The sequence below is a fragment of the Buchnera aphidicola (Cinara laricifoliae) genome, assembly GCF_900698945.1.
Lineage (GTDB): Bacteria > Pseudomonadota > Gammaproteobacteria > Enterobacterales > Enterobacteriaceae > Buchnera_F > Buchnera_F aphidicola_AC.
In genome coordinates, this window is sequence record NZ_LR217717.1 from 351,195 (window position 1) to 373,061 (window position 21,867).

Annotated in this window: 14 protein-coding genes, 2 tRNA genes, 2 rRNA genes and 1 other RNA gene; 11 read left to right on the forward strand and 8 right to left on the reverse strand. The window is 24.4% G+C overall.

Annotated features, from left to right (window positions below):
- The first annotated feature begins 272 nt into the window (after positions 1-272).
- From BUCILAFE3058_RS01510 to BUCILAFE3058_RS01535, 6 genes are all read left to right on the forward strand, one after another.
- Positions 273-890, forward strand: coding sequence for an ATP-dependent Clp protease proteolytic subunit (locus tag BUCILAFE3058_RS01510; RefSeq protein WP_154061628.1), 618 nt, complete (start codon positions 273-275; stop codon positions 888-890).
- 46 nt (positions 891-936) lie between these two features.
- Entirely contained in the window at positions 937-2,196 is a 1,260-nt protein-coding gene (gene clpX, locus BUCILAFE3058_RS01515) for an ATP-dependent Clp protease ATP-binding subunit ClpX (RefSeq protein ID WP_154061629.1), read from the forward strand.
- A gap of 122 nt (positions 2,197-2,318) precedes the next feature.
- On the forward strand, positions 2,319-4,664 hold the full coding sequence (gene lon / locus BUCILAFE3058_RS01520) for an endopeptidase La (RefSeq protein WP_154061630.1): 2,346 nt from the start codon (positions 2,319-2,321) through the stop codon (positions 4,662-4,664).
- Positions 4,665-4,808: 144 nt separating this feature from the next.
- Complete coding sequence (locus tag BUCILAFE3058_RS01525) at positions 4,809-6,671, forward strand: SurA N-terminal domain-containing protein (protein ID WP_154061631.1); 1,863 nt, start codon at positions 4,809-4,811, stop codon at positions 6,669-6,671.
- A gap of 135 nt (positions 6,672-6,806) precedes the next feature.
- The gene (locus tag BUCILAFE3058_RS01530) at positions 6,807-8,540 is read left to right on the forward strand and encodes an ABC transporter transmembrane domain-containing protein (protein WP_154061632.1); all 1,734 of its coding nucleotides are present in this window, start codon (positions 6,807-6,809) and stop codon (positions 8,538-8,540) included.
- 42 nt (positions 8,541-8,582) lie between these two features.
- Positions 8,583-10,334 (forward strand): ABC transporter transmembrane domain-containing protein, encoded by a 1,752-nt coding sequence (locus BUCILAFE3058_RS01535; RefSeq protein ID WP_154061633.1) that lies wholly within the window; start codon positions 8,583-8,585, stop codon positions 10,332-10,334.
- Between the two features lie 42 nt (positions 10,335-10,376).
- Here BUCILAFE3058_RS01535 and ffs read toward each other — a convergent pair.
- An RNA gene (ffs, locus tag BUCILAFE3058_RS01540) (signal recognition particle sRNA small type) lies at positions 10,377-10,474 on the reverse strand.
- 145 nt (positions 10,475-10,619) lie between these two features.
- Here ffs and dnaX point away from each other — a divergent pair.
- From dnaX to BUCILAFE3058_RS01560, 4 genes are all read left to right on the forward strand, one after another.
- Positions 10,620-11,732: a DNA polymerase III subunit gamma/tau gene (gene dnaX, locus BUCILAFE3058_RS01545; RefSeq protein WP_154061634.1), complete on the forward strand. Its 1,113-nt coding sequence runs from the start codon at positions 10,620-10,622 to the stop codon at positions 11,730-11,732.
- Positions 11,733-11,794: 62 nt separating this feature from the next.
- Complete coding sequence (locus BUCILAFE3058_RS01550; protein ID WP_154061635.1) at positions 11,795-12,112, forward strand: YbaB/EbfC family nucleoid-associated protein; 318 nt, start codon at positions 11,795-11,797, stop codon at positions 12,110-12,112.
- A gap of 99 nt (positions 12,113-12,211) precedes the next feature.
- Positions 12,212-14,086, forward strand: a complete 1,875-nt coding sequence (htpG, locus tag BUCILAFE3058_RS01555; protein WP_154061636.1) for a molecular chaperone HtpG — start codon at positions 12,212-12,214, stop codon at positions 14,084-14,086.
- Between the two features lie 73 nt (positions 14,087-14,159).
- Positions 14,160-14,810 carry an adenylate kinase family protein gene (locus BUCILAFE3058_RS01560; protein ID WP_232036985.1) on the forward strand — a complete coding sequence of 217 codons (651 nt, stop codon included), beginning with the start codon at positions 14,160-14,162 and terminating at the stop codon, positions 14,808-14,810.
- A gap of 18 nt (positions 14,811-14,828) precedes the next feature.
- Here the strand turns inward: BUCILAFE3058_RS01560 and BUCILAFE3058_RS01565 are convergent.
- Together BUCILAFE3058_RS01565 and cysS are read right to left on the reverse strand one after the other, a co-directional pair.
- Positions 14,829-14,903, reverse strand: a tRNA-Arg gene (locus BUCILAFE3058_RS01565).
- A gap of 309 nt (positions 14,904-15,212) precedes the next feature.
- Positions 15,213-16,628, reverse strand: coding sequence for a cysteine--tRNA ligase (cysS, locus tag BUCILAFE3058_RS01570; protein WP_154061637.1), 1,416 nt, complete (start codon positions 16,626-16,628; stop codon positions 15,213-15,215).
- Between the two features lie 200 nt (positions 16,629-16,828).
- Here cysS and ybeD point away from each other — a divergent pair, with 200 nt between their 5' ends.
- On the forward strand, positions 16,829-17,092 hold the full coding sequence (gene ybeD, locus BUCILAFE3058_RS01575; protein ID WP_154061638.1) for a DUF493 family protein YbeD: 264 nt from the start codon (positions 16,829-16,831) through the stop codon (positions 17,090-17,092).
- An 84-nt stretch (positions 17,093-17,176) separates the two neighbouring features.
- On the opposite strand, the gene cspE is transcribed toward ybeD, so the two are convergent.
- The 5 genes from cspE to aroE form a co-directional block, all read right to left on the reverse strand.
- Positions 17,177-17,386, reverse strand: a complete 210-nt coding sequence (cspE, locus tag BUCILAFE3058_RS01580; RefSeq protein WP_025369112.1) for a transcription antiterminator/RNA stability regulator CspE — start codon at positions 17,384-17,386, stop codon at positions 17,177-17,179.
- Between the two features lie 222 nt (positions 17,387-17,608).
- Positions 17,609-17,724, reverse strand: a 5S ribosomal RNA gene (gene rrf, locus BUCILAFE3058_RS01585).
- 32 nt (positions 17,725-17,756) lie between these two features.
- A 23S ribosomal RNA gene (locus tag BUCILAFE3058_RS01590) occupies positions 17,757-20,686 on the reverse strand.
- Positions 20,687-20,823: 137 nt separating this feature from the next.
- Positions 20,824-20,895 (reverse strand) — tRNA-Glu (locus BUCILAFE3058_RS01595).
- A gap of 125 nt (positions 20,896-21,020) precedes the next feature.
- Positions 21,021-21,854, reverse strand: coding sequence for a shikimate dehydrogenase (aroE, locus tag BUCILAFE3058_RS01600; protein ID WP_154061639.1), 834 nt, complete (start codon positions 21,852-21,854; stop codon positions 21,021-21,023).
- Between the last annotated feature and the right edge of the window lie 13 nt (positions 21,855-21,867).

Here is a 21,867-nt window from a genome sequence, read left to right on the forward strand (position 1 = left end):
TTGATATATTAGATATACAATACATATTGTATAATAAATAATTAAAAAAATAATATTGTATTCTACAAAAAATATAATAATAATATTATAATTAATATTAAATATATATCCGTATATAGTATACATAACAAAACAATAATAAATATAAAAAATTATTCAAAATAACTGATAATCATTGTCCATTAAAGATACTTAATTAATATATATATAATATATATATCATGTTGATAAATTAATAAAATAAATCACTATTTTTAAAATAGGAATAAAATATGACTTTGATTAATAATAACAATATAAGATACGATAATTCTTTAATACCATTCGTAATTGACAAAAGTATTCAAGGAGAACGTTCATATGATATTTTTTCACGATTATTAAAAGATAGAATTATTTTTATAACGGGAACGATAAATGATCATCTCGCTAGTATTGTTATATCGCAAATATTATTTCTAGAATCAGAAAATAACAAGAAAGATATTTTTTTATATATCAACTCTCCTGGAGGAATAATTACATCAGGTTTATCAATTTATGATACTATGCAATTTGTTAAACCAGATATTAATACGATATGTTTAGGGCAAGCTTGTTCTATGGCTGCTATACTGTTATGTGCTGGAAAAAAAGGAAAACGATTTTGTTTACCTCATGCTAGAATCATGTTACATCAACCACTTGGTGGATTTCAAGGACAAGCATCAGATATTATAATACACGCCAAAGAAATCAAAAAAATAAAAAAAACAATAAATAATTTGTTATCTTTTCACACACAACAATCTATCGAAAAAATAACAAAAGATATAGAACGAGATTATTTTTTTTCTCCTCAAGAAGCTATTCAATATGGTCTTATTGACTTTATTTTAAAAAATAGATAATAAAATTTATATAAAAATTACATAATAAATGATTATAGAGAAAAATATGGATAATACTATTAATAGTCAAAATCATATATTTTGTTCATTTTGCGAAAAAAAAGAAAATGAAGTAATAAAAATTATTAGCGGTCCATCGGGACATATTTGCAATCAATGTGTTTTATTATGTTATGATGTTTTAAATAAAAATGATTCAAGTAAAAATAAATCAATCATTCCTTTACCTACACCATACACTATAAAAAAATACTTAGATCAATTTATAATAGGTCAAAAAAAAGCTAAAAAAATAATTTCAGTAGCTGTATATAATCATTATAAAAAATTAAATTTTTCATTAAATAAAAATGCAGTTCAGATAGAAAAAAGTAATATTTTATTAATTGGTTCTACGGGAACCGGTAAAACATTAATTGCAAAAACATTAGCAAAATATCTACAAGTACCATTTTCTATTTCAGATGCTACAACATTAACAGAAGCTGGTTATGTAGGAGAAGACGTTGAAAATATTTTAAGAAGATTAATAGAAAATAGTAATTACGATATAAATCAAGCAGAAAAAGGAATTATATATATTGATGAAATTGATAAAATTACAAAAAAAACAGCAAATGTTTCAATAACTCGTGATGTATCTGGAGAAGGTGTACAACAAGCTTTATTAAAAATACTTGAAGGAACTATTGCTTCTGTACCTATAACTGGCGGTAGAAAACACCCTCAACAAGAAACTTGGAAAATCGATACTTCAAAAATTTTATTTATTTGTGGAGGATCATTCTTTGGTTTAAACAAGATCATATCAAATCGTATTCAAAGTAAATCTAATATTGGATTCAATAAAAATAACCAAAAAAAATTTTTTATTAAAATTAATGAAAACAATCAAAAAAAAAATATACAAACAAAAGATCTTATTCAATATGGATTAATCCCAGAATTTATTGGAAGATTACCCATAATAGTTACACTTAATGACTTAACAGAAAAAGATTTAATAAAAATATTAAAAAAACCAAAAAACGCTTTAATCAAACAATATAAACAATTATTTTCATTCGAAAAAATTACACTTAAATTTGATAATTCAGCTGTAATAGAAATTGCTAAAAAAGCAATAAGAAAAAAAATCGGAGCTAGAGGATTACGTTCAATTCTAGAATCTAGTTTATTGAAAATAATGTATAAAGCGCCTAATGTAAAAAATATAAAAAGTATACATATTAATGCATCAGTTATTCAAGGAAAAAGTTCACCAAAATTATGTTTTTTAGAAAAAAAATCAGATAAAAATCAATAATATTGATAGTCCAACCATTAATATATATAAAATATATATATAACTATTTATAAACATCTTGACTAAAATATACAACTATAAAAATTTTGTATATATTTAAATACTGACAGAGAGAAATATATATGAATTCTGGGTATTCTGAAAATATTAGTATTCCAATACTACCTTTACGAGATATTGTTATTTATCCGTATATGGTGACTCCTTTATTTATAGGTCGTAAAAATTCAATAAAATGTATAGAATTTTCTATGCAAAATGATAAAAAAATACTATTAATTACGCAGAAAAAAGCAACTATAGAAAATCCAAAAAAAAATGATTTATTTAAAGTTGGAACAGTAGCAAAAATTTTACAAATATTGTATCTACCCGACGGCACAATAAAAATATTAATTGAAGGTAAAAAAAGAGCAAAAATAAAAAATATCAAAAAAAATGATATTTATTATATAGCACAAATAAATTACATAAAACCAAAAAAAATAGAAAAAAAAGAACAAAAAGTATTAATTAAAACAACAATTAATCAATTTAAAAAATATATTCATTTAAATAAAAAAATATCACCAGATATATTAGATATTTTAGTAAAAATAAATAATATAGAAAAATTTAGTGATATTTTAGCATATCATATGCCATTAAAAATAAAAGATAAACAATCTTTATTAGAAATGTCACATACTAATAAACGTTTAGAATTTTTAATTAAAATTATGAAATCCGAAATTGATTTATTGAAAATAGAAAAAAATATCAGAAACAGAATAAAAAAACAAACAGAAAAAAACCAAAGAGAATATTTTTTAACAGAACAAATGAAAGCTATTCAAAAAGAACTAGGATATCCTGAAAATTCTATCGATGAACATGAAACATTAATAAATAAAATAAATTTAGCTAAAATGCCAAAAGAAGCAGACGAAAAAACACGAGCAGAATTAAAAAAATTACAAATGATGTCACCAATGTCTGCTGAAGCAACAGTTGTTAGAAATTATATTGAATGGATGATACAAGTACCATGGAACAAAAAAAGCAAAACAAAAAAAAATTTAAAAACTGCCCATAAAATATTAAATATTGATCATTTCGGATTAAATGACGTAAAAGAACACATTCTAGAATATTTAGCTGTACAAAATCGAAAAAGAAAAATAAAAGGCCCAATTCTTTGTCTAGTAGGTCCTCCAGGAATCGGAAAAACTTCATTAGGAAAATCTATTGCTCGCGCAACAGGAAGAAAATATATTCGCATGGCTTTAGGAGGTATTAGAGATGAAGCAGAAATTCGAGGACATAGAAAAACATATATTGGTTCTATGCCAGGAAAATTAATTCAAAAGATAACTAAATCCGGTGTAAAAAATCCTTTATTTTTATTAGATGAAATTGATAAAATGGCATTTGATATAAGAATAGATCCAGCCGCTGCATTACTAGAAGTACTAGATCCTGAACAAAATAATTCTTTTAATGATCATTACTTAGAAATCGATTATGATTTATCAGAAGTTATGTTTATAGCGACTTCTAATTCAATGAATATACCTGCTCCTTTATTAGATCGTATGGAAGTTATAAAACTATCCGGTTATACTGAAGAAGAAAAAATCAATATTGCCAAAAAATATTTGCAACCCAAACAAATGAAAGAAAATGCTCTTAAAAAAACAGAATTATCGATTCAAGATAATGCACTTATAAATATAATCAGATATTATACACGAGAATCAGGTGTTAGAGCTCTTGAAAGAACAATATCAAAAATTTGTAGAAAATCTGTAAAAAAGATCCTACTAAATAAAAATTGTAATAATATTATTATAGATAAAAAAAATTTAAAAAATTATTTAGGTATTAAAAAATATACATACGGAAAAATTAATAAGACAAATCAAGTAGGACAAGTAATTGGTTTAGCTTGGACAGAAATGGGTGGTGATTTACTAACAATTGAATGTACTCACATTCCAGGTAAAGGAAAATTAATATATACTGGATCACTTGGAAAAGTGATGAGAGAATCCATACAAACTGCTTTAACAGTCGTACGAGCACAAGCTCAAAAACTAAATATTAAACAAGATTTTTATAATACAAAGGATATTCATATACATGTGCCTGAAGGTGCTACCCCTAAAGACGGACCTAGCGCTGGAATCACAATGTGTACTGCTATAGCATCATGTTTAACTAACAATCCAGTAAAATCAAATATCGCTATGACAGGAGAAATTACTTTACGAGGACAGGTTTTAAATATCGGGGGATTAAAAGAAAAATTAATAGCTGCTCATCGAGGAGGAGTAAAAACAGTATTAATACCTTTCGGAAATAAAAGAGAATTATCAAAAATTCCAAAAAATATTTTATCTGATTTAACAATATATCCTATTAAAAAAATAGAAGATATTTTTATATTAGCATTAGAAAAAAATCCCTATATTAGTAATATAAAATAAATAAAAATCGTGAAAAAAAAACTGAATAAATTTTATTTATATAAAACATAACTAGCAAATTTTTATTTTCTTGCTAGTTATTAATCAATTTAGAATATAATAAAATTATTCTACATAATTAAGTAATAGCCTTAAAAGGTCCGTATGACAATGTCATTATTACAAAATTTTTATAAAAAAAATGTTTTAATAGTTATCATTACAGCAATTATATTTTCTATAATATTAAGTAGTATATCGAATTTTTTTATACATAATACTCAATCATCTATTTTAAAAATTAATGAAGAAAAAATTTATCCTAAAATATTACAACTTAATTACTATATTACACAAAAAAATAATAATAAAAATATTAAAAATATATTTTCTACTACTATTAACAAAAAAGAATATACTCAATATATTTTTAAACAAATTATTACAAAAATGATTAACGAATCACTTTTAAAACAATATGCGGATAAAATCAATTTACACATGCTAGATAAACATGCAATAAAAATGATTATATCTTCCAAATATTTTCAAGTAAATAATTCTTTTAATTATAAAAAATATATAAAATTTATTAATTTTATAATGTATTCACATAATAAATATGTTAATTCATTAAAAAAAAAGATTGCAGTAAAATATTTAATTAAAATTTTATTAAAATCAATTATTATTTTAAAACATGATATACGTGAAAAATTTAAAAAAATAATAGACAGAAATAATATACAAATTATTGACTTTAAAATTAATGTTAAAAAACTCATAAAAAAAAGTGATATATCTAAAATTCAAAAATCTTTATATATAAATAAAGATATATTTCAAAATCATAGATTTTATACAATTAAAATAATACGTTTAAAGAAAAAAAATATTATTAAAAATAATATTAAAAATAATTTAATATTAGATAAAAATCAAAATAAAAAAAAAATAATAGAAAAAAAATATAATTACAGATATATCCGAACAAATAATTTTAAAACAGCACTTAAGATTATGAATCAAATTAAAATAAAAAATTTTAATAAAAATATTTCTAATATTATTTTAAAAAAAAATCAAAAAAAATTCAATTATATAAATTTAGGATGGATAAAAAAAAATAATATACCTAATTTTATTAAAAATTTTAAATTAAAAAAAAATGGTGATCACTCCAAAATAATATTTTATAAAAATAATTTTTTCATATTTCAATTATATCAAACAAAAAATTTTAACAAGATAACAAAAAAGATAATTAAAAATTACATCAAAAAAATAGAAAAATTTAATCACATATTTTTTGAAAATATAATTAAAAAAAATAATCTTAATTTTTTATTAAAAAATCATCATATAAAATTAGAACAATTATTTTCTAATAACATTAAAAATATATACGTAACCAAACCTATGTTATATGAACAATTAATTAAATATTTTTATTCTAATAAATTAAAAAAATATATAAAAAAGAATTTTTCTTATACAGAGATTCATAAAAAAAATTCATCTATAAAACTATATAAAAGCAAAAATAACTACATATATTTATTACAAATAAATTCAAAAAAAATAAAAAATTTACAAAAAGAAGAAATAAATTATGAAAAAATTTTAAAAAATTTAATATTAGAAAAAATAAAAAAAAAAAATTGTTCACTAATAAAAAAATTTTTATCAACTAATTATAATGAAAAAAAATATTTTTTAAAAAAACATCCTATATATATACACCAACCCCAAACATTATCTTATGAAAAAAATAAAGAAATAATTAAAATTATCAAAAAAATACCTATACAAAAAAAAAATAATTCTATATATTTTTTATTACCTAACTCAGAAAAAAAATATATATTAATAATATTACAAAATAATTTTTTTAAAAAAATCAACAAAATAGAAAAAATAGATATCATTAAACAAATTAAACAATACATGAAAATAAAAGTTATCACTACCATGTTACAAAATTTATATAAAAAATCTAAAATCATATATAATTCCGATAAAATATAATTAATATAAAATATAAAAATCACAATAATTTAAAAAAATTAAATAAAAATTATCTATATATTTTACTATATAAAATATATATTATTTAATTAATTAAAATAACATCTAACTAATATATAAAAATAAGGCAAATATGTGGAATTATTTAAAGAATTAAAATGGTATTTTATACAAGAATGGAAAAGATATACGGGAACTTTTATATTACTTACTATAATGACATTATTACAATTACTACCATCTAAAATAATTGGAAGCACAATTGATCTAATTTTAAGTCACCAATCATCTGATCAAGAAATATTATTAAAAATATCACAAATCATTACAATATCTATTGTTGTATATATATTACGATATTTTTGGAGAATTTTATTATTTGGTGCATCTAACCAATTAACTTCTCAACTACGAGAAAAATTTTGTTTTGCTTTACTACAACAAGATGCAAAATTTTATTCAAAATATAGAAACGGTGATCTTATATCTCGAGCAACAAACGACATCGATAGAATTGTTTTTGCTGCTGGAGAAGGAATATTAACTATTATTGATTCATTTGTTTTAGGATGCTCTATTATTATTGTTATGTCTATACAAACTAATTGGAAATTATCTTTTTTTTCTTTAACTCCCATGCCAATAATGGCAATTATGATTAAAAGATATGGAAAATTACTATATACAACATTTCAACAATCACAAAAACATTTTTCTTATTTAAACAATCAAGCTCAAGATAGTTTAAGTAATATACATATGATACGAAATTTTGGATTAGAAAAAACAGAAATAAAAAAATTTTCTATTGTAGCTAATAATGTTAAGAAAAAAGATTTCCAAGTTTCTAAAATAGATGCACAATTAGATCCAATTATTCATATTTCAGTAGCTTTATCTAATTTATTTGCAATATTAGGAGGAAGTTTTTTAATTACTAAAAATCAATTAACATTCGGACAATTAACTAGTTTTATTTTATATCTAGGATCTATGATTTGGCCAATACTTGCATTTGCTTGGATGTTTAATATTATAGAACGGGGGAATGTTTCTTGGAAAAGAATAAAAAAAATAATTTTTTATAATAAAAAAAAAACTATTCCGTTTAATATAGTTAATATTAACTCACTAAAAGATTTAACTGTAAATATAAAAAAATTTTCTTTTCCTGAAAGAAAAAATAGCTCGCTACACAATATAAAATTGTGTGTACCGCGGCATACAACTTTAGGAATTTGCGGTCCTACAGGATCAGGAAAAACAACTTTAATCCGATTAATTCAACAACATTTTATTTTATCTCATGGATATATCAATTATCATAAACACAATATAAAAAATATACATATTAAAAAATGGCGTAAAATTATCTCTGTAGTGAATCAAATACCATTTTTATTTTCTGATAGTATATTAAATAATATTGGATTTGGAAAAAAAAATGCTACTTTTAAGGAAATTAAAAATGTAGCAAAGCTTGCCTGTATACATAATGATATAAAAAAATTACCACAAGGATATCATACTAAAATTGGAGAAAAAGGTATTAAATTATCAGGTGGTCAAAAACAACGAATTACAATTGCTAGAGCCTTTTTAGTGCCATCTAAGATTTTAATACTAGATGACCCATTATCATCTGTAGATCATGATACAGAACATAAAATCATTAATAATATACATAAATATACACAAAAAAATAAAATAACTACTATAATAGCTACACATAGATTGTCAATCTTAGAAAAATTCAATAATATTGTTGTTTTAAAAAACGGTACAGTTATACAAGAAGGTTCGCATAAAAAATTATTATCTAGTCAAAATTGGTATTCTGAAATGTACAATTATCAAAAATTTAAATAAAAATATTATTACATAATATTTTATTCTATATAGGAAAAAATAATGGTAGAAAAGCAGTACTCTTCATGGAAAATAATAAAAAGATTATTATCTTATTATTCAAAAAAAAAATATTTATTACTGTTATCATGCATATTAATTTTTTTATCTACAATAACAGAAATTTCTAGTCCAATTATACTAAGTAACTTTATCAGCAATATTTTAAAAAATAAAGTAGTTAAAATAAAATCAGCAATATTACTAACTATTTGTTTTATCACGCTACAAATATTATCATCATTATTAAATTATTTATATAATTTATATTTTAGTAAAATTTCTACTGAAATTATAAAAGAATTAAGAATAAATATTATGGAAATTGCATTAAAACAACCCATGAAAATATTTGATCAAAAACCAATAAGCTCAATTGTTACTAAAATAACAAACGATACTGAATCAATAAAAGAATTTTATGAAGTAATTGTATCATCTTTTTTAAAAAATTTTATACTATTTAGTATAATCTTAACAACAATGTTTATTTTAGAATGGCGTATGGCATTAATTAGCTCTATAATAATTCCAATAGTAATAATGATTATTATTGTTCATCAATACTATAGCAAACCAATAATAAAAAAAATAAAATATTCGTTATCACAACTAAACAATACTATCAGTGAAATTATTAATGGAATAACAATCATTCAACAATTTAATCAAGAAAAAAATTTTATTGAAAAAATTAATATTATTAATAATGCTAATTATTTAAACAAAATGAAAATTTTAAAAATAGATGGATTATTATTACGGCCATTATTAAATTTAATTTCTTCAATAATTTTATCTGCTATAATAGCAATATTAAAATTAGTTCCAAAAGCAATGATTAAAATTAGTATTTTACATACTTTTATTAATTATTTAAGACATCTTAATGAACCTATTGTTACTATTGTAAATCAACAATCTGTACTACAACAAGCTATTATTTCATCAGAAAGAGTTTTCCGATTTATTGATTTACCAATACAAATATACGGAACGTATAATAATTCATTAACAAGCGGAAAAATACAACTAAAAAATGTATATTTTAAATATCCAAATACTAAAAATAATATTTTAAAAAATATTAATATCAGTATACCAAATAAAAGTTGTATAGCATTAGTAGGTAAAACGGGAAGCGGAAAAACAACATTATCTAATTTAATTTTAGGATATTATCCTGCTACTAAAGGTACAATATATATCGATGATAAACTTATAAATTCACTTTCAAATTCTACATTACGTAAAAATATATCAATTGTACAACAAGATCCTACTATTTTATATGATAATTTAATAACAAACGTATCTTTAAATAGAAAAATAAAAAATAAAAAAATAATTAAAGCACTACACCAAAGTCAATTAAAAGAATTAATTAATACATTACCAGATGGATATATGTCAATATTAGGACAAAATGGAAGTAATCTTTCACAAGGACAAAAACAACTTATTGGTATAGCGCGTATATTAGTATCAAATCCAAAAATATTAATTTTTGATGAAGCAACTGCTAGTATCGATTCAGAATCCGAACAAAAAATACAAAAAATATTATCTTCAATTAGAAAAAAATCTACAGTAATAATTATAGCACATAGATTATCTACTATAATAGATTCTGATATAATAATCGTATTAGATAACGGTAAAATAATTGAAAAAGGTAATCATCAGCAATTATTACAAAAAAAAGGATTATATTATACTATGTATACGTATCAAAATAATAACACATATCTATAAAATATATATTATCTATTTGTATACAAATAATTTTTGTAAAATCTATCAGAGGTATTTATAACACCTATATTATTTAATTTGGCTGCTTCTTTCCAGACCTGACCAGTTATTTAAAAAAATAGCGTTATAATAGCCTCTGACAGAATTTTGAACACTTACAAAATATTAATTAAATTTATATTGAATTAATAATTATTAAATATTAATTTATCACATAAGTCAAGAAATATATATATATATATTATAAAAATTTTTAAAAATATATACTCAGTAATACGGAGCAAAATGGAATATCAAATATTATCTAATAAATGGCGACCACAAAATTTTGATCAAATCGTAGGACATAAATATATAATTCGTATATTAAAAAATAGTCTAGACTTAAAAAGGATTCATCAATCATGGTTATTTTCTGGAATACACGGAATAGGAAAAACTACTATAGCTAGAATATTAGCTAAAAGTTTAAATTGCGAAAACGGAATTACATCTAAACCATGTCGAATATGTAAAAATTGCGTTTCAATAGAAAAAGGAAATTTTTTAGATTTTATAGAACTAGATGCAGCCTCCAAAACAAAAGTAGAAGATATTAAAATAATATTAGATTCAACAAAATACCCTCCTATTCAAGGAAGATTTAAAATTTATTTAATTGATGAAATACATATGCTATCAAAAAATAGTTTTAATGCATTGTTGAAAATTCTAGAAGAACCACCAAAATATATAAAATTTATATTAGCAACTACACATTTAAAAAAAATACCAAACACTATTATTTCTCGTTGTCTCCATATAAATTTACCTGTTATTACAAATAAAAATATTTCTGATTATTTGAATAATCAATTAAAAAAAGAAAATATTAAAATAAATAAAGAAATATTAAATGTAATTTCTAATTACGCACAAGGAAGCCTTAGAAATGCAATTAATGCTCTTGAATTAACTCTCTGTTTAAATAAAAAAAACCAAATAAAAATAAAAAATATTACTAAATTATTAGGAATATTTGATAAAAAAAATATACTATTACTAGCAATTAATATTATTAATAATGATATAGATAATATATTAAAAATAATAGATGATGCAGAACAAAAAGGAATACAGTACAATAACATTGTACTATCATTAATTACTTTTTTTCATGATTTATCTATCATAAAAATTATGATATCGAAAAAAAAATATTCAACAGATAAATTATCGAAATATGATAAAATTATCTATACTTTATCTAAAAATATTCTATTTAAAGATATCCAAATGTATTGTAAAATATTAATTCAAGGAGAAAAATATTTAAGATATGCTCCTAATCCTAAAATTGGTATTGAAATAATATTATTTCAAATATATCAATATATAAAAGATACACAAAATATATAATTAAATAAATCTATAAACAATTAATATTAATGTAATATTCAACTTAATAAAAAAGAAAAATTATGTTTACTAATGAAAAAATTAATGAAATCATGAAACAAGCTAAAAAAATACAAGAAAATATCGAAAAAATAAAAAAAGATATTAATACAACTAATATCATAGGAAAATCAGGAGCTGATTTAGTCTCTATAGTCATGAATGGAAACTACGCTTGTAAATCTATCTCAATAAACGATGAGTTATGGAACGAAAATAATAAATTATTATTACAAGACTTAATTGTTGCAGCAATTAACGATGCTGTAAAAAAAATTTCAAAACTACAACAAAAAAAAATGCTAATAAATCCTGAATTTATAAAATCAGAAAATAAATAAAATAAATAATTCTTTAATATTGAAAAAATCAGTTATAATATATAAAATAAAATATTATTTTCTAATACATATATCTTTTAAAAAATTATGGGATTAAAAATGAACGATAATAACAAAAAAATTCATATCTTTCGGTCAGAAGTAAAAGAACTATTACATCTTATGATTCATTCATTATACTCTAATAAAGAAATTTTTTTAAGAGAACTAATATCTAATTCATCTGATGCAATAGAAAAAATAAGATTTGAAAAACTATATAATCCAGAAAAATATACAAAAAACTTATATATTCCTAAAATACAAATTTCTATCAATAAAAAAGAAAAAAAAATTATTATTTCTGATAATGGAATTGGAATGACTTCTCAAGAAGTTATAAAAAACTTAGGCACAATAGCTAAATCCGGAACAAAATCTTTTTTAAACCAAATTCAAAATATTAAAAATAAAGAAAAAAATGAATTTATTGGTCAATTTGGCGTAGGATTTTATTCATCCTTCATAGTTTCTGATATCGTATCTGTATATACTAAACATGCGTCAAATAAAACAAAATACGGAACATTATGGATTTCAAAAGGAAAAGGAGAATATTCGGTAGAAACAGTTCATATGGAAGAATATGGTACAAAAATTATTTTATCACTTAAACCATCAGAACAAGAATTTTTAGAAAACTGGAAAATTAAGCAAATAATAAAAAAATATTCTGATCATATCTCAATACCTATAGAAATAGAAAATTATGACGAAAAAACTAAAACTATTTCTTGGGAAAAAATTAACGAAGCACAAGCTTTATGGACTCAAAATAAAAATAATATAACAAAAGAATCTTATCAAAAATTTTATACATATATCACACATGATACAGAAAAACCATTAATATGGAGCCACAATAAAGTTGAAGGTAAACAAGAATATATTAATTTGTTATATATTCCAAAAAAAGCAACATGGGATATGTGGCATCGTGAAAACAAACATGGATTAAAATTATATGTAAAACATGTTTTTATTATGGATGAAGCAACGCAATTCTTACCTAACTATTTACGTTTTGTAAAGGGAATTATAGATTCTCAAGATTTACCTCTAAATATTTCTAGAGAAATACTACAAGATAGTGCTGTAACTCATATTTTACGTAAAACATTAACTAAACGTATTTTAAAAATGTTAGATAACCTCTCTATACAAAACAATAAGAAATACCAAAAATTTTGGAATATATTTGGATTAGTTATAAAAGAAGGTATCGCTGAAGATTCTGAAAATCAAAAAATAATTGCTAATTTATTAAGATTTTCATCAATACAAACTAATAATAAAGAACAAAATTTATCATTAAAAAAATATACTGAAAATATGATTACAGAACAAAAAAAAATATATTTCATTACCTCTGATAGCTATAAATCTGCTCTAAATAGTCCACATTTAGAGATATTTAAAGACAAAAATATTGACGTATTATTATTATCGGATAAAATTGATGAATGGATGATGAATTATCTAACTGAATTTAATAATATAAAATTCCAATCAGTTAGCAAAGCTGATGATTCTCTTGAAAAATTAATTTCAACAAAAAACAATGATAATAATGATAATGAATTAAACAATTTTATTGCAAAAATAAAAAAAATATTAAATAATAAAATTAAAGATGCTCGAATAACATATCGGTTAAAAAATACACCAGCAATAGTTTTAACAGATTCTAACGATATGAGTACACAAATGGCAAAAATATTTAGTGCCGCAGGACAACCTATACCAAAAATAAAATATATATTAGAAATTAATCCAACACATCCATTAATTAAAAAAATAAAAAAAGTAAAAAATGAACAAGAATTTTCTAATTGGATTGAATTGTTATTAGAGCAATCTATTTTAGCAGAAAAAGGTAGTTTAGATAATCCTCATATTTTTATCAATAGAATTAATAAATTATTTATATTATAAATATTTTAATACATAAAAATTAATGTTATTTATATAGAATAAAAAAATCATTTTTTTGAGGAAAAACCTTATTATGATACGTATTATTATGCTAGGAGCACCTGGAAGTGGAAAAGGAACACAAACACAATTATTATCAAAATATTTTTGTATACCTTTTATTTCAGCTGGAGAAATATTACGTCAAGAAATAAAAAAAAATGAAAAAAATAAAAACTATATAAAAAGTAAAATAAATAAAGGAAAATTAGTAAAAAATTCTTTTATTATCAAAATAATCAAGAAAAGAATTCAAAAAAAAATTTATTTGAATGGATTCATACTAGATGGTTTTCCAAGAACTATTAAACAAGCAGAATCATTAAAAAATCAGATTAAAGTAAAATACATAATACATTTAAAAGTTAATTTAGAAAATATTATTAATAGAATCGAAGGTAGGTTAATACATGAACCATCAGGTAGAACATATCATGAAACATTAAACCCGCCTCAAAAAAAAAACATAGATGATATAACAGGAGAGTTATTAACTAAAAGAAAAGATGATAATAAAGAAATTATTATTACAAGACTAAAAGAATACGAAATATATACTAAACCTTTAATAAAATGGTTTAAAGAAGAAAAATCAAAAAATAAAATCAAATACTTAGAAGTTAATTCTAATACATCTATTAATAATATTCACAAAGAAATAATAAAAAAGTTAAATATCCAATAAATAAAATAATTAAATTTTTGCGCTCTACAGGAATCGAACCTGTAACCTACAGCTTAGAAGGCTGTTGCTCTATCCAAATTGAGCTAAGAGCGCGAAAAAAATTTTATGTACTATCTATTTAATAATATTAATTATATCAACAATATAAATTATTATAAATAAAAATTTATATTTTATAAATATCTATAACAATATATTATTAGACATATCAAATAAACTAATAAAAATATAAATTATATAATTTTTATTTTTATTAGTTTATAAAAATAAAAGATTTAGAAAAATAAATAAAAATATTTTAAAATTAAATTAACAATTTAAGATATTTAATGGTATTTAATATATATCGTTAAAATTTTTTACATAAAAATATTTTACTACTATAAAAATAAAATCATATATTTAAAATTTATTGATAAATGTATAAGTAGAATCAATATGATTATCTTCTACAATCACTCCTAATGTCAATAACTTTTTCCTAATAATATCTGCTAAATACCATTTCTTATCTAATCGATAACTATTACGCATGCGTACTAATTTTTTAACAATAAAAATATCAACCATAGATTTACGACAATTAGGAAATAAAAAATTTTTAGGATTATGGTATAATAAACCTAATACATTACCAAAAGCAACAAGATCATGAGCTAAAATATTCGCTAAAAAAATATTATTTTTTTTAGTCTTATTAATATATTGAGATAGTCTCTGCAATACAAAACATGCCTGAGGAGTATTAAAATCATCATTCATAGCAGCATAAAACTGATTTTTAAATATATTTCTTGTTTTAATTTCATAATTGTTTGGTATAGAACAATCTATATTACAATTTAATAATGAAGTATATATTTTACGCAATATATTATTTGACAAATATAATTGTTTTTCTGTAAAAGACAAAGGATGACGATAATGTGTCAATAAAACATAATATCTAATCACTTCAGAATCATATTTTTCTAATAAATAACGTATAAAAATAGTATTTGATAATGATTTTGACATTTTTTGCTTATTAACCATAACCATACCAACATGAACCCAAAAAGGAATAGAAAACGAATTATTTAAACTTTTTAATTGTACAATTTCATTTTCATGATGCGGAAATAATAAATCAATACCACCCCCATGAATATTTACATTATTTTTAAAAAATTTATTAATAATTGCGGAGCATTCAATGTGCCAACCAGGTCGACCAGGACCCCAAGGAGACATCCAAAATGGATCGGAGCAATTTTTATTATGTTTCCATAAAACAAAATCATTAGAATTATTTATATTAGAAGAAAAACGAGATATAAATTCATTATAAAAACAATTATTTATTCTATGAGATAATAATCCATAATTTTTATGTTTATTAATTGAAAATAATATGTCTTTATTGTCATCAATATAAGCATATTTATTTTTTAATAAAATATCAATAATAGATATTATATCTTTCATACACTCAGTTACGCGAGGTTCACAATCAGGAATTTTTAAATTTAAAGATAAAAAATCTTCATTCATTAACTTAATCATACGTTCAACAAATAAATTAATGGATTCTTTTTGTTTATTTGCTTTATTAATAATTTTGTCATCAATATCAGTAATATTACGTAAATAAAAAACATTATAACCTATATGTTCTAAATAACGTATTATAATATCAAAGACCAAAAAAGTACGTGCATGACCAATATGACATAAATCATATACTGTCACACCACATACATAAATATTAATAATTTTTGTATATAAAAATTTAAATTTCTCTTTTTTTTTCGTTAAAGTATTAAAAATTTTTAACATACTAATACTCTTAATATATAATAACAAAATTTATATAAAAAATTTATTTTTAAAATATTTTAAATAAAATATATATATTGTTTTATTTAATTATCAAAATGAAATATAATATATAAAAATTCACTTAAAAAGAATTTAACTGAAAATTAAATCTAAAAAAATATTAAAATTAAATAAATGAATCAAATAAGAGAATAATAATGAATAATAAACTAGAAAAAATATTAAAATTTCCCTGTACATTCACTTATAAAGTAATAGGTCTTGCACAACCTGAATTGACAAATAATATAATTAAGATTATACAAACACACATACCTGGAGATTATGCACCACAAATAAAATCGAGTAACAAAGGAACATATTTATCAATATCTATAACAATTTGTGCACAAAATTTTAAACAAATAAAAAATTTATACAAAGAACTCAGTAAGATTCATTTAGTTAGAATGGTTTTATAAACGATTTTGCGATGCGAAATTTTAAAATCCGCACCGCACAAATACCACTAATATGTAATTTAAATAAAATATTTAGATATTTTATTATAAACTAACAACGTTAGCAGCTGACGGCCCTTTTGCGCCTTCGGTAATTTCGAATTCAACACTTTGACCTTCTGCCAAAGTTTTAAATCCGTTGCTTTGGATAGCAGAAAAATGAACAAAAACATCTTTGCTTCCATCTTCCGGTGTAATGAAACCAAAACCTTTAGATTCATTAAACCACTTTACATTACCTTTAATCTTGGACATCTATATATTACCTTAAAATTAAAAATGTAAACTAAAACTTATACCTATAGTAGCTATACTATTTATAAATAATAAATCTATTATATATTAATATATATAATATATAAAATAATAAATATTTTATTAATAATAAAATATTTCCATTAAAGTTAAAATTTAAAAACAATAGATATAAATAAGAATATAAAAAATTAAAAAATATGATAGAAAATTAAAAATAATACCTGGCAATGTCCTACTCTCACACAAGGAGACCTTGTACTACCATCGGCGTTGAAACGTTTCACTTCTGAGTTCGAAATGGATTCAGGTGGTTCCATAACACTATTGTTGCCAGGTTTTATTTTTAGAAAAACACCTCTGGTGTTGTAAGGTTAAGTCTCTCGGGTCATTAGTACTAGTTAGCTGAACATATTACTATGCTTACACACCTAGCCTATCAACGTCGTAGTCTTCAACGTCCCTTCAGTCAATATATTTACATATATTTCAGGGAAAACTAATCTTGAGGCAAGTTTCGTGTTTAGATGCTTTCAGCACTTATCTCTTCCGTATTTAGCTACCGGGCAGTGCCATTGGCATGACAACCCGAACACCAGGGATACGTCCACTTCGGTCCTCTCGTACTAGAAGCAGCCCCTCTCAATTTTCCAACGCCCACGGCAGATAGGGACCGAACTGTCTCACGACGTTCTAAACCCAGCTCGCGTACCACTTTAAATGGCGAACAGCCATACCCTTGGGACCTGCTTCAGCCCCAGGATGTGATGAGCCGACATCGAGGTGCCAAACACCGCCGTCGATATGAACTCTTGGGCGGTATAAGCCTGTTATCCCCGGAGTACCTTTTATTTGTTGAGCGATGGCCTTTCCATACAGAAACCACCGGATCACTAAGACCTGCTTTCGCATCTGCTCGCATTATCACGCTTGCAGTTAAACTGGCTTATGCCTTTGCACTAACCTCACGATGTCCAACCGTGATTAGCCAATCTTTGTACTCCTCCGTTACTCTTTGGGAGGAGACCGCCCCAGTCAAACTACCCACCAGACACTGTCTCTGTATCGGATTACGATACTAGATTAGAAAACCAATGTTTACAGGGTGGTATTTCAAGGTTGACTCCATTAACACTTGCGCATTAAATTCTCTGTCTCCCACCTATCCTACACAATAAAAATCAATTCTCAATGTCAAGCTATAGTAAAGGTTCACGGGGTCTTTCCGTCTTGCCGCGGGTACACTGCATCTTCACAGCAAATTCAATTTCACTGAGTCCTGGATGGAGACAGCCTGGCCATCATTACGCCATTCGTGCAGGTCGGAACTTACCCGACAAGGAATTTCGCTACCTTAGGACCGTTATAGTTACGGCCGCCGTTTACCGGGGCTTCAGTCAAAAGCTTTAGGTTTCCCTTAACTTCATCAATTAACCTTCCGGCACCGGGCAGGCGTCACACCGTATACGTCCACTTTCGTGTTTGCACAGTGCTGTGTTTTTAATAAACAGTTGCAGCCAGCTGGTATCTGCGACTAACTTAAGCTTCAAAAGTAAATTTTTACACTTATATGTTAGCGTGCCTTCTCCCGAAGTTACGGCACTATTTTGCCTAGTTCCTTCATCCAGGTTCTCTCAAGCGCCTTAGTATACTCTACCTAACCACCTGTGTCGGTTTCGGGTACGATTTATATTTTATATAAATGCTTAGAGGATTTTCTTGGAAGTGTGGTATTAGTTACTTCATTATTTAAATAATTCGTATTCGTACCTTAGATTTTATATAGAAAATCGGATTTTCCTAATTTTCCATCCTACATACTTAAACCGAGACTACCAACACCCGGATAACCTAACCTACTCCGTTTCCCCATCACAATAAAAAATAAGTACCAGAATATTAACTAGTTTCCCATCGACTACGCCTATCGGCCTCGCCTTAGGGGTCGACTTACCCTGCCCCGATTAACGTTGGACAGGAACCCTTGGTTTTTCGGCGAGCAGGTTTTTCACCTGCTTTATCGTTACTCATGTCAGCATTCGCACTTCTGATACCTCCAATATTTTTTTCAAAATATCTTCACAGGCTTACAGAACGCTCCCCTACCCAATAAAAAAAATATTTATTGCCGTAGCTTCGGTACATAATTTAGCCCCGTTATATCTTCCGCGCAAGCCGACTAGACCAGTGAGCTATTACGCTTTCTTTAAATGATGGCTGCTTCTAAGCCAACATCCTGGCTGTTTATGCCTTCCCACATCGTTTCCCACTTAATTATGATTTAGGGACCTTAGCTGACGGTCTGGGTTGTTTCCCTTTCCACAACGAACGTTAGCACCCGCTGTGTGTCTCCCGTGATAACATTCTTCGGTATTCGGAGTTTGCGTTGATTTGGTAGGCCGGGATGGCCCCCTAGTCAAAACAGTGCTCTACCCCCGAAGATGAGTTCACGAGGCGCTACCTAAATAGCTTTCGGGGAGAACCAGCTATCTCCCGGTTTGATTGGCCTTTCACCCCTAACCACAAGTCATCCGCTGATTTTTCAACATCAGTCGGTTCGGTCCTCCAGTTGGTTTTACCCAACCTTCAACCTGCTCATGGATAGATCACCGGGTTTCGGGTCTGTATCTTGCAACTAAAAAAAACGCCCGTTTAAGACTCGGTTTCCCTACGGCTCCCTTAAAAAAGTTAACCTTGCTACAAAATACAAGTCGCTGACCCATTATACAAAAGGTACGCAGTCACTTTTTGATATATCTAAAGCTCCTACTGATTGTACGTATTTGGTTTCAGGATCTATTTCACTCCCCTAACCGGGGTTCTTTTCGCCTTTCCCTTACGGTACTAGTTCACTATCGGTCATTCAGGAGTATTTAGCCTTAGAGGATGGTCCCCCTATCTTCAAACAAGATTTCTCGTGTCCCGTTCTACTTTTCGAATTCAAGAAAAAAAATATTTCATATACAGGACTATCACCTTGTATCGTTAGTTTTTCCAAACTATTCTACTATACTTTATTTCTATTTTAATTCTGGGCTGTTCCCATTTCGCTCGCCACTACTAAGGGAATCTCAATTGATTTCTTTTCCTCAAGGTACTTAGATGTTTCAGTTCCCTTGGTTTGCTTTATTAACATATTAATTAAGTTAATAATGTTGTCTAAACAACGGGTTTCCCCATTCGGAAATCGTCGGATAATAACGCTTCATATCAGCTGACCGACGCTTATCGCAGATTAGTACGTCCTTCATCGCCTCTGAATGCCAAGGCATCCACCAAATACGCTTATTATACTTAACCTTACAACCCACAGGTGTTTTTCTAAAATTTCTATCATATCCAAATTTTTAAAGAACTTAACTATTAATCTGTTTCAGATTAAACAAAATAATTATATCATATAATTTTTTTTTAGTATACAAAAATATTTTTAATTTTGTCCTCTAGGGGATTTGAACCCCTGTTGCCGCCGTGAAAGGGCGATGTCCTAACCACTAGACGAAGAGGACATAAAATATTTAATATAACTATTAATTTCAATGTTACAGAATGTATTTAAAGTGTCAAGTCTTTTTTATAAAATTTATAAAAAAATATCAATTAAATAATTTATTTAAAATACTTATAAAATTATTTATCTAATCAAATCAATATTTTTTTTAATATTTGGTAATATATTAAACCACGAATAACATGAATAAGCTGCTTGAGCAACTAACATACCTAATCCATCTGAAATGTATTTACTGCCTAAAGATTTACATAATAATAAAAATGGAGTTAATATACGTTTTTTAGAATAAGATATATCATAACATCTAGTATCAGGAAAAACTAAATTTTTTGGAAAATCAGGAGATTGATTGAATAAACTACATGAAGTTACATTAATTATAATGTCAAAATTATTGATAAATGTATTAGTTGAAAATAAAAAAATATTTCCGAAAATTTTAAATCTATCTACTAATTTAACTGCTTTACTAACCGTTCTATTCAATACAAATACAAAACATTTTTCTTGTAATAAATGATATATAATAGAATAAGCTGCTCCTCCAGAACCCAATAATAATACCCGAGACTGTTTTTTAATATACTTTAATCGTTTTAAATCAAAAATTAAACCCATACCATCAGTATTATCTCCTAAAACATTTCGATCTGATAATTTTACTAATGTATTAATAGAACCTGAAATTTTTGCTATTTTTGTATATTTGTTTGGTATAACAAACGATTTTCTTTTAAATGGTACTGTAATGTTACATCCAGAACCTCCATTTTTAAAAAAATTTGCTACTTTAGTAAAAAAATTTGATTTTGTACACAAAAAAGAGTTATAATTATAATTAATTTTTATCTCTTTAGAAAAATTACTATGTATTAATGGAGATAAAGAATGATTTACTGGATTACCAAATAAAGCAATATAACTTATTTTTTTTGTAGAATCGTTTATATTCATATTTACTCCTAAT

Coding starts and splice junctions, on each gene's coding strand:
- BUCILAFE3058_RS01510 (WP_154061628.1), top strand. CDS start 273: ATGACTTTGATTAATAATAACAATATAAGATACGATAATTCTTTAATA.
- clpX (WP_154061629.1), top strand. CDS start 937: ATGGATAATACTATTAATAGTCAAAATCATATATTTTGTTCATTTTGC.
- lon (WP_154061630.1), top strand. CDS start 2,319: ATGAATTCTGGGTATTCTGAAAATATTAGTATTCCAATACTACCTTTA.
- cspE (WP_025369112.1), bottom strand. CDS start 17,386: ATGTCCAAGATTAAAGGTAATGTAAAGTGGTTTAATGAATCTAAAGGT.
- dnaX (WP_154061634.1), top strand. CDS start 10,620: ATGGAATATCAAATATTATCTAATAAATGGCGACCACAAAATTTTGAT.
- htpG (WP_154061636.1), top strand. CDS start 12,212: ATGAACGATAATAACAAAAAAATTCATATCTTTCGGTCAGAAGTAAAA.
- BUCILAFE3058_RS01560 (WP_232036985.1), top strand. CDS start 14,160: ATGATACGTATTATTATGCTAGGAGCACCTGGAAGTGGAAAAGGAACA.
- BUCILAFE3058_RS01535 (WP_154061633.1), top strand. CDS start 8,583: ATGGTAGAAAAGCAGTACTCTTCATGGAAAATAATAAAAAGATTATTA.
- BUCILAFE3058_RS01550 (WP_154061635.1), top strand. CDS start 11,795: ATGTTTACTAATGAAAAAATTAATGAAATCATGAAACAAGCTAAAAAA.
- ybeD (WP_154061638.1), top strand. CDS start 16,829: ATGAATAATAAACTAGAAAAAATATTAAAATTTCCCTGTACATTCACT.
- BUCILAFE3058_RS01525 (WP_154061631.1), top strand. CDS start 4,809: ATGACAATGTCATTATTACAAAATTTTTATAAAAAAAATGTTTTAATA.
- cysS (WP_154061637.1), bottom strand. CDS start 16,628: ATGTTAAAAATTTTTAATACTTTAACGAAAAAAAAAGAGAAATTTAAA.
- aroE (WP_154061639.1), bottom strand. CDS start 21,854: ATGAATATAAACGATTCTACAAAAAAAATAAGTTATATTGCTTTATTT.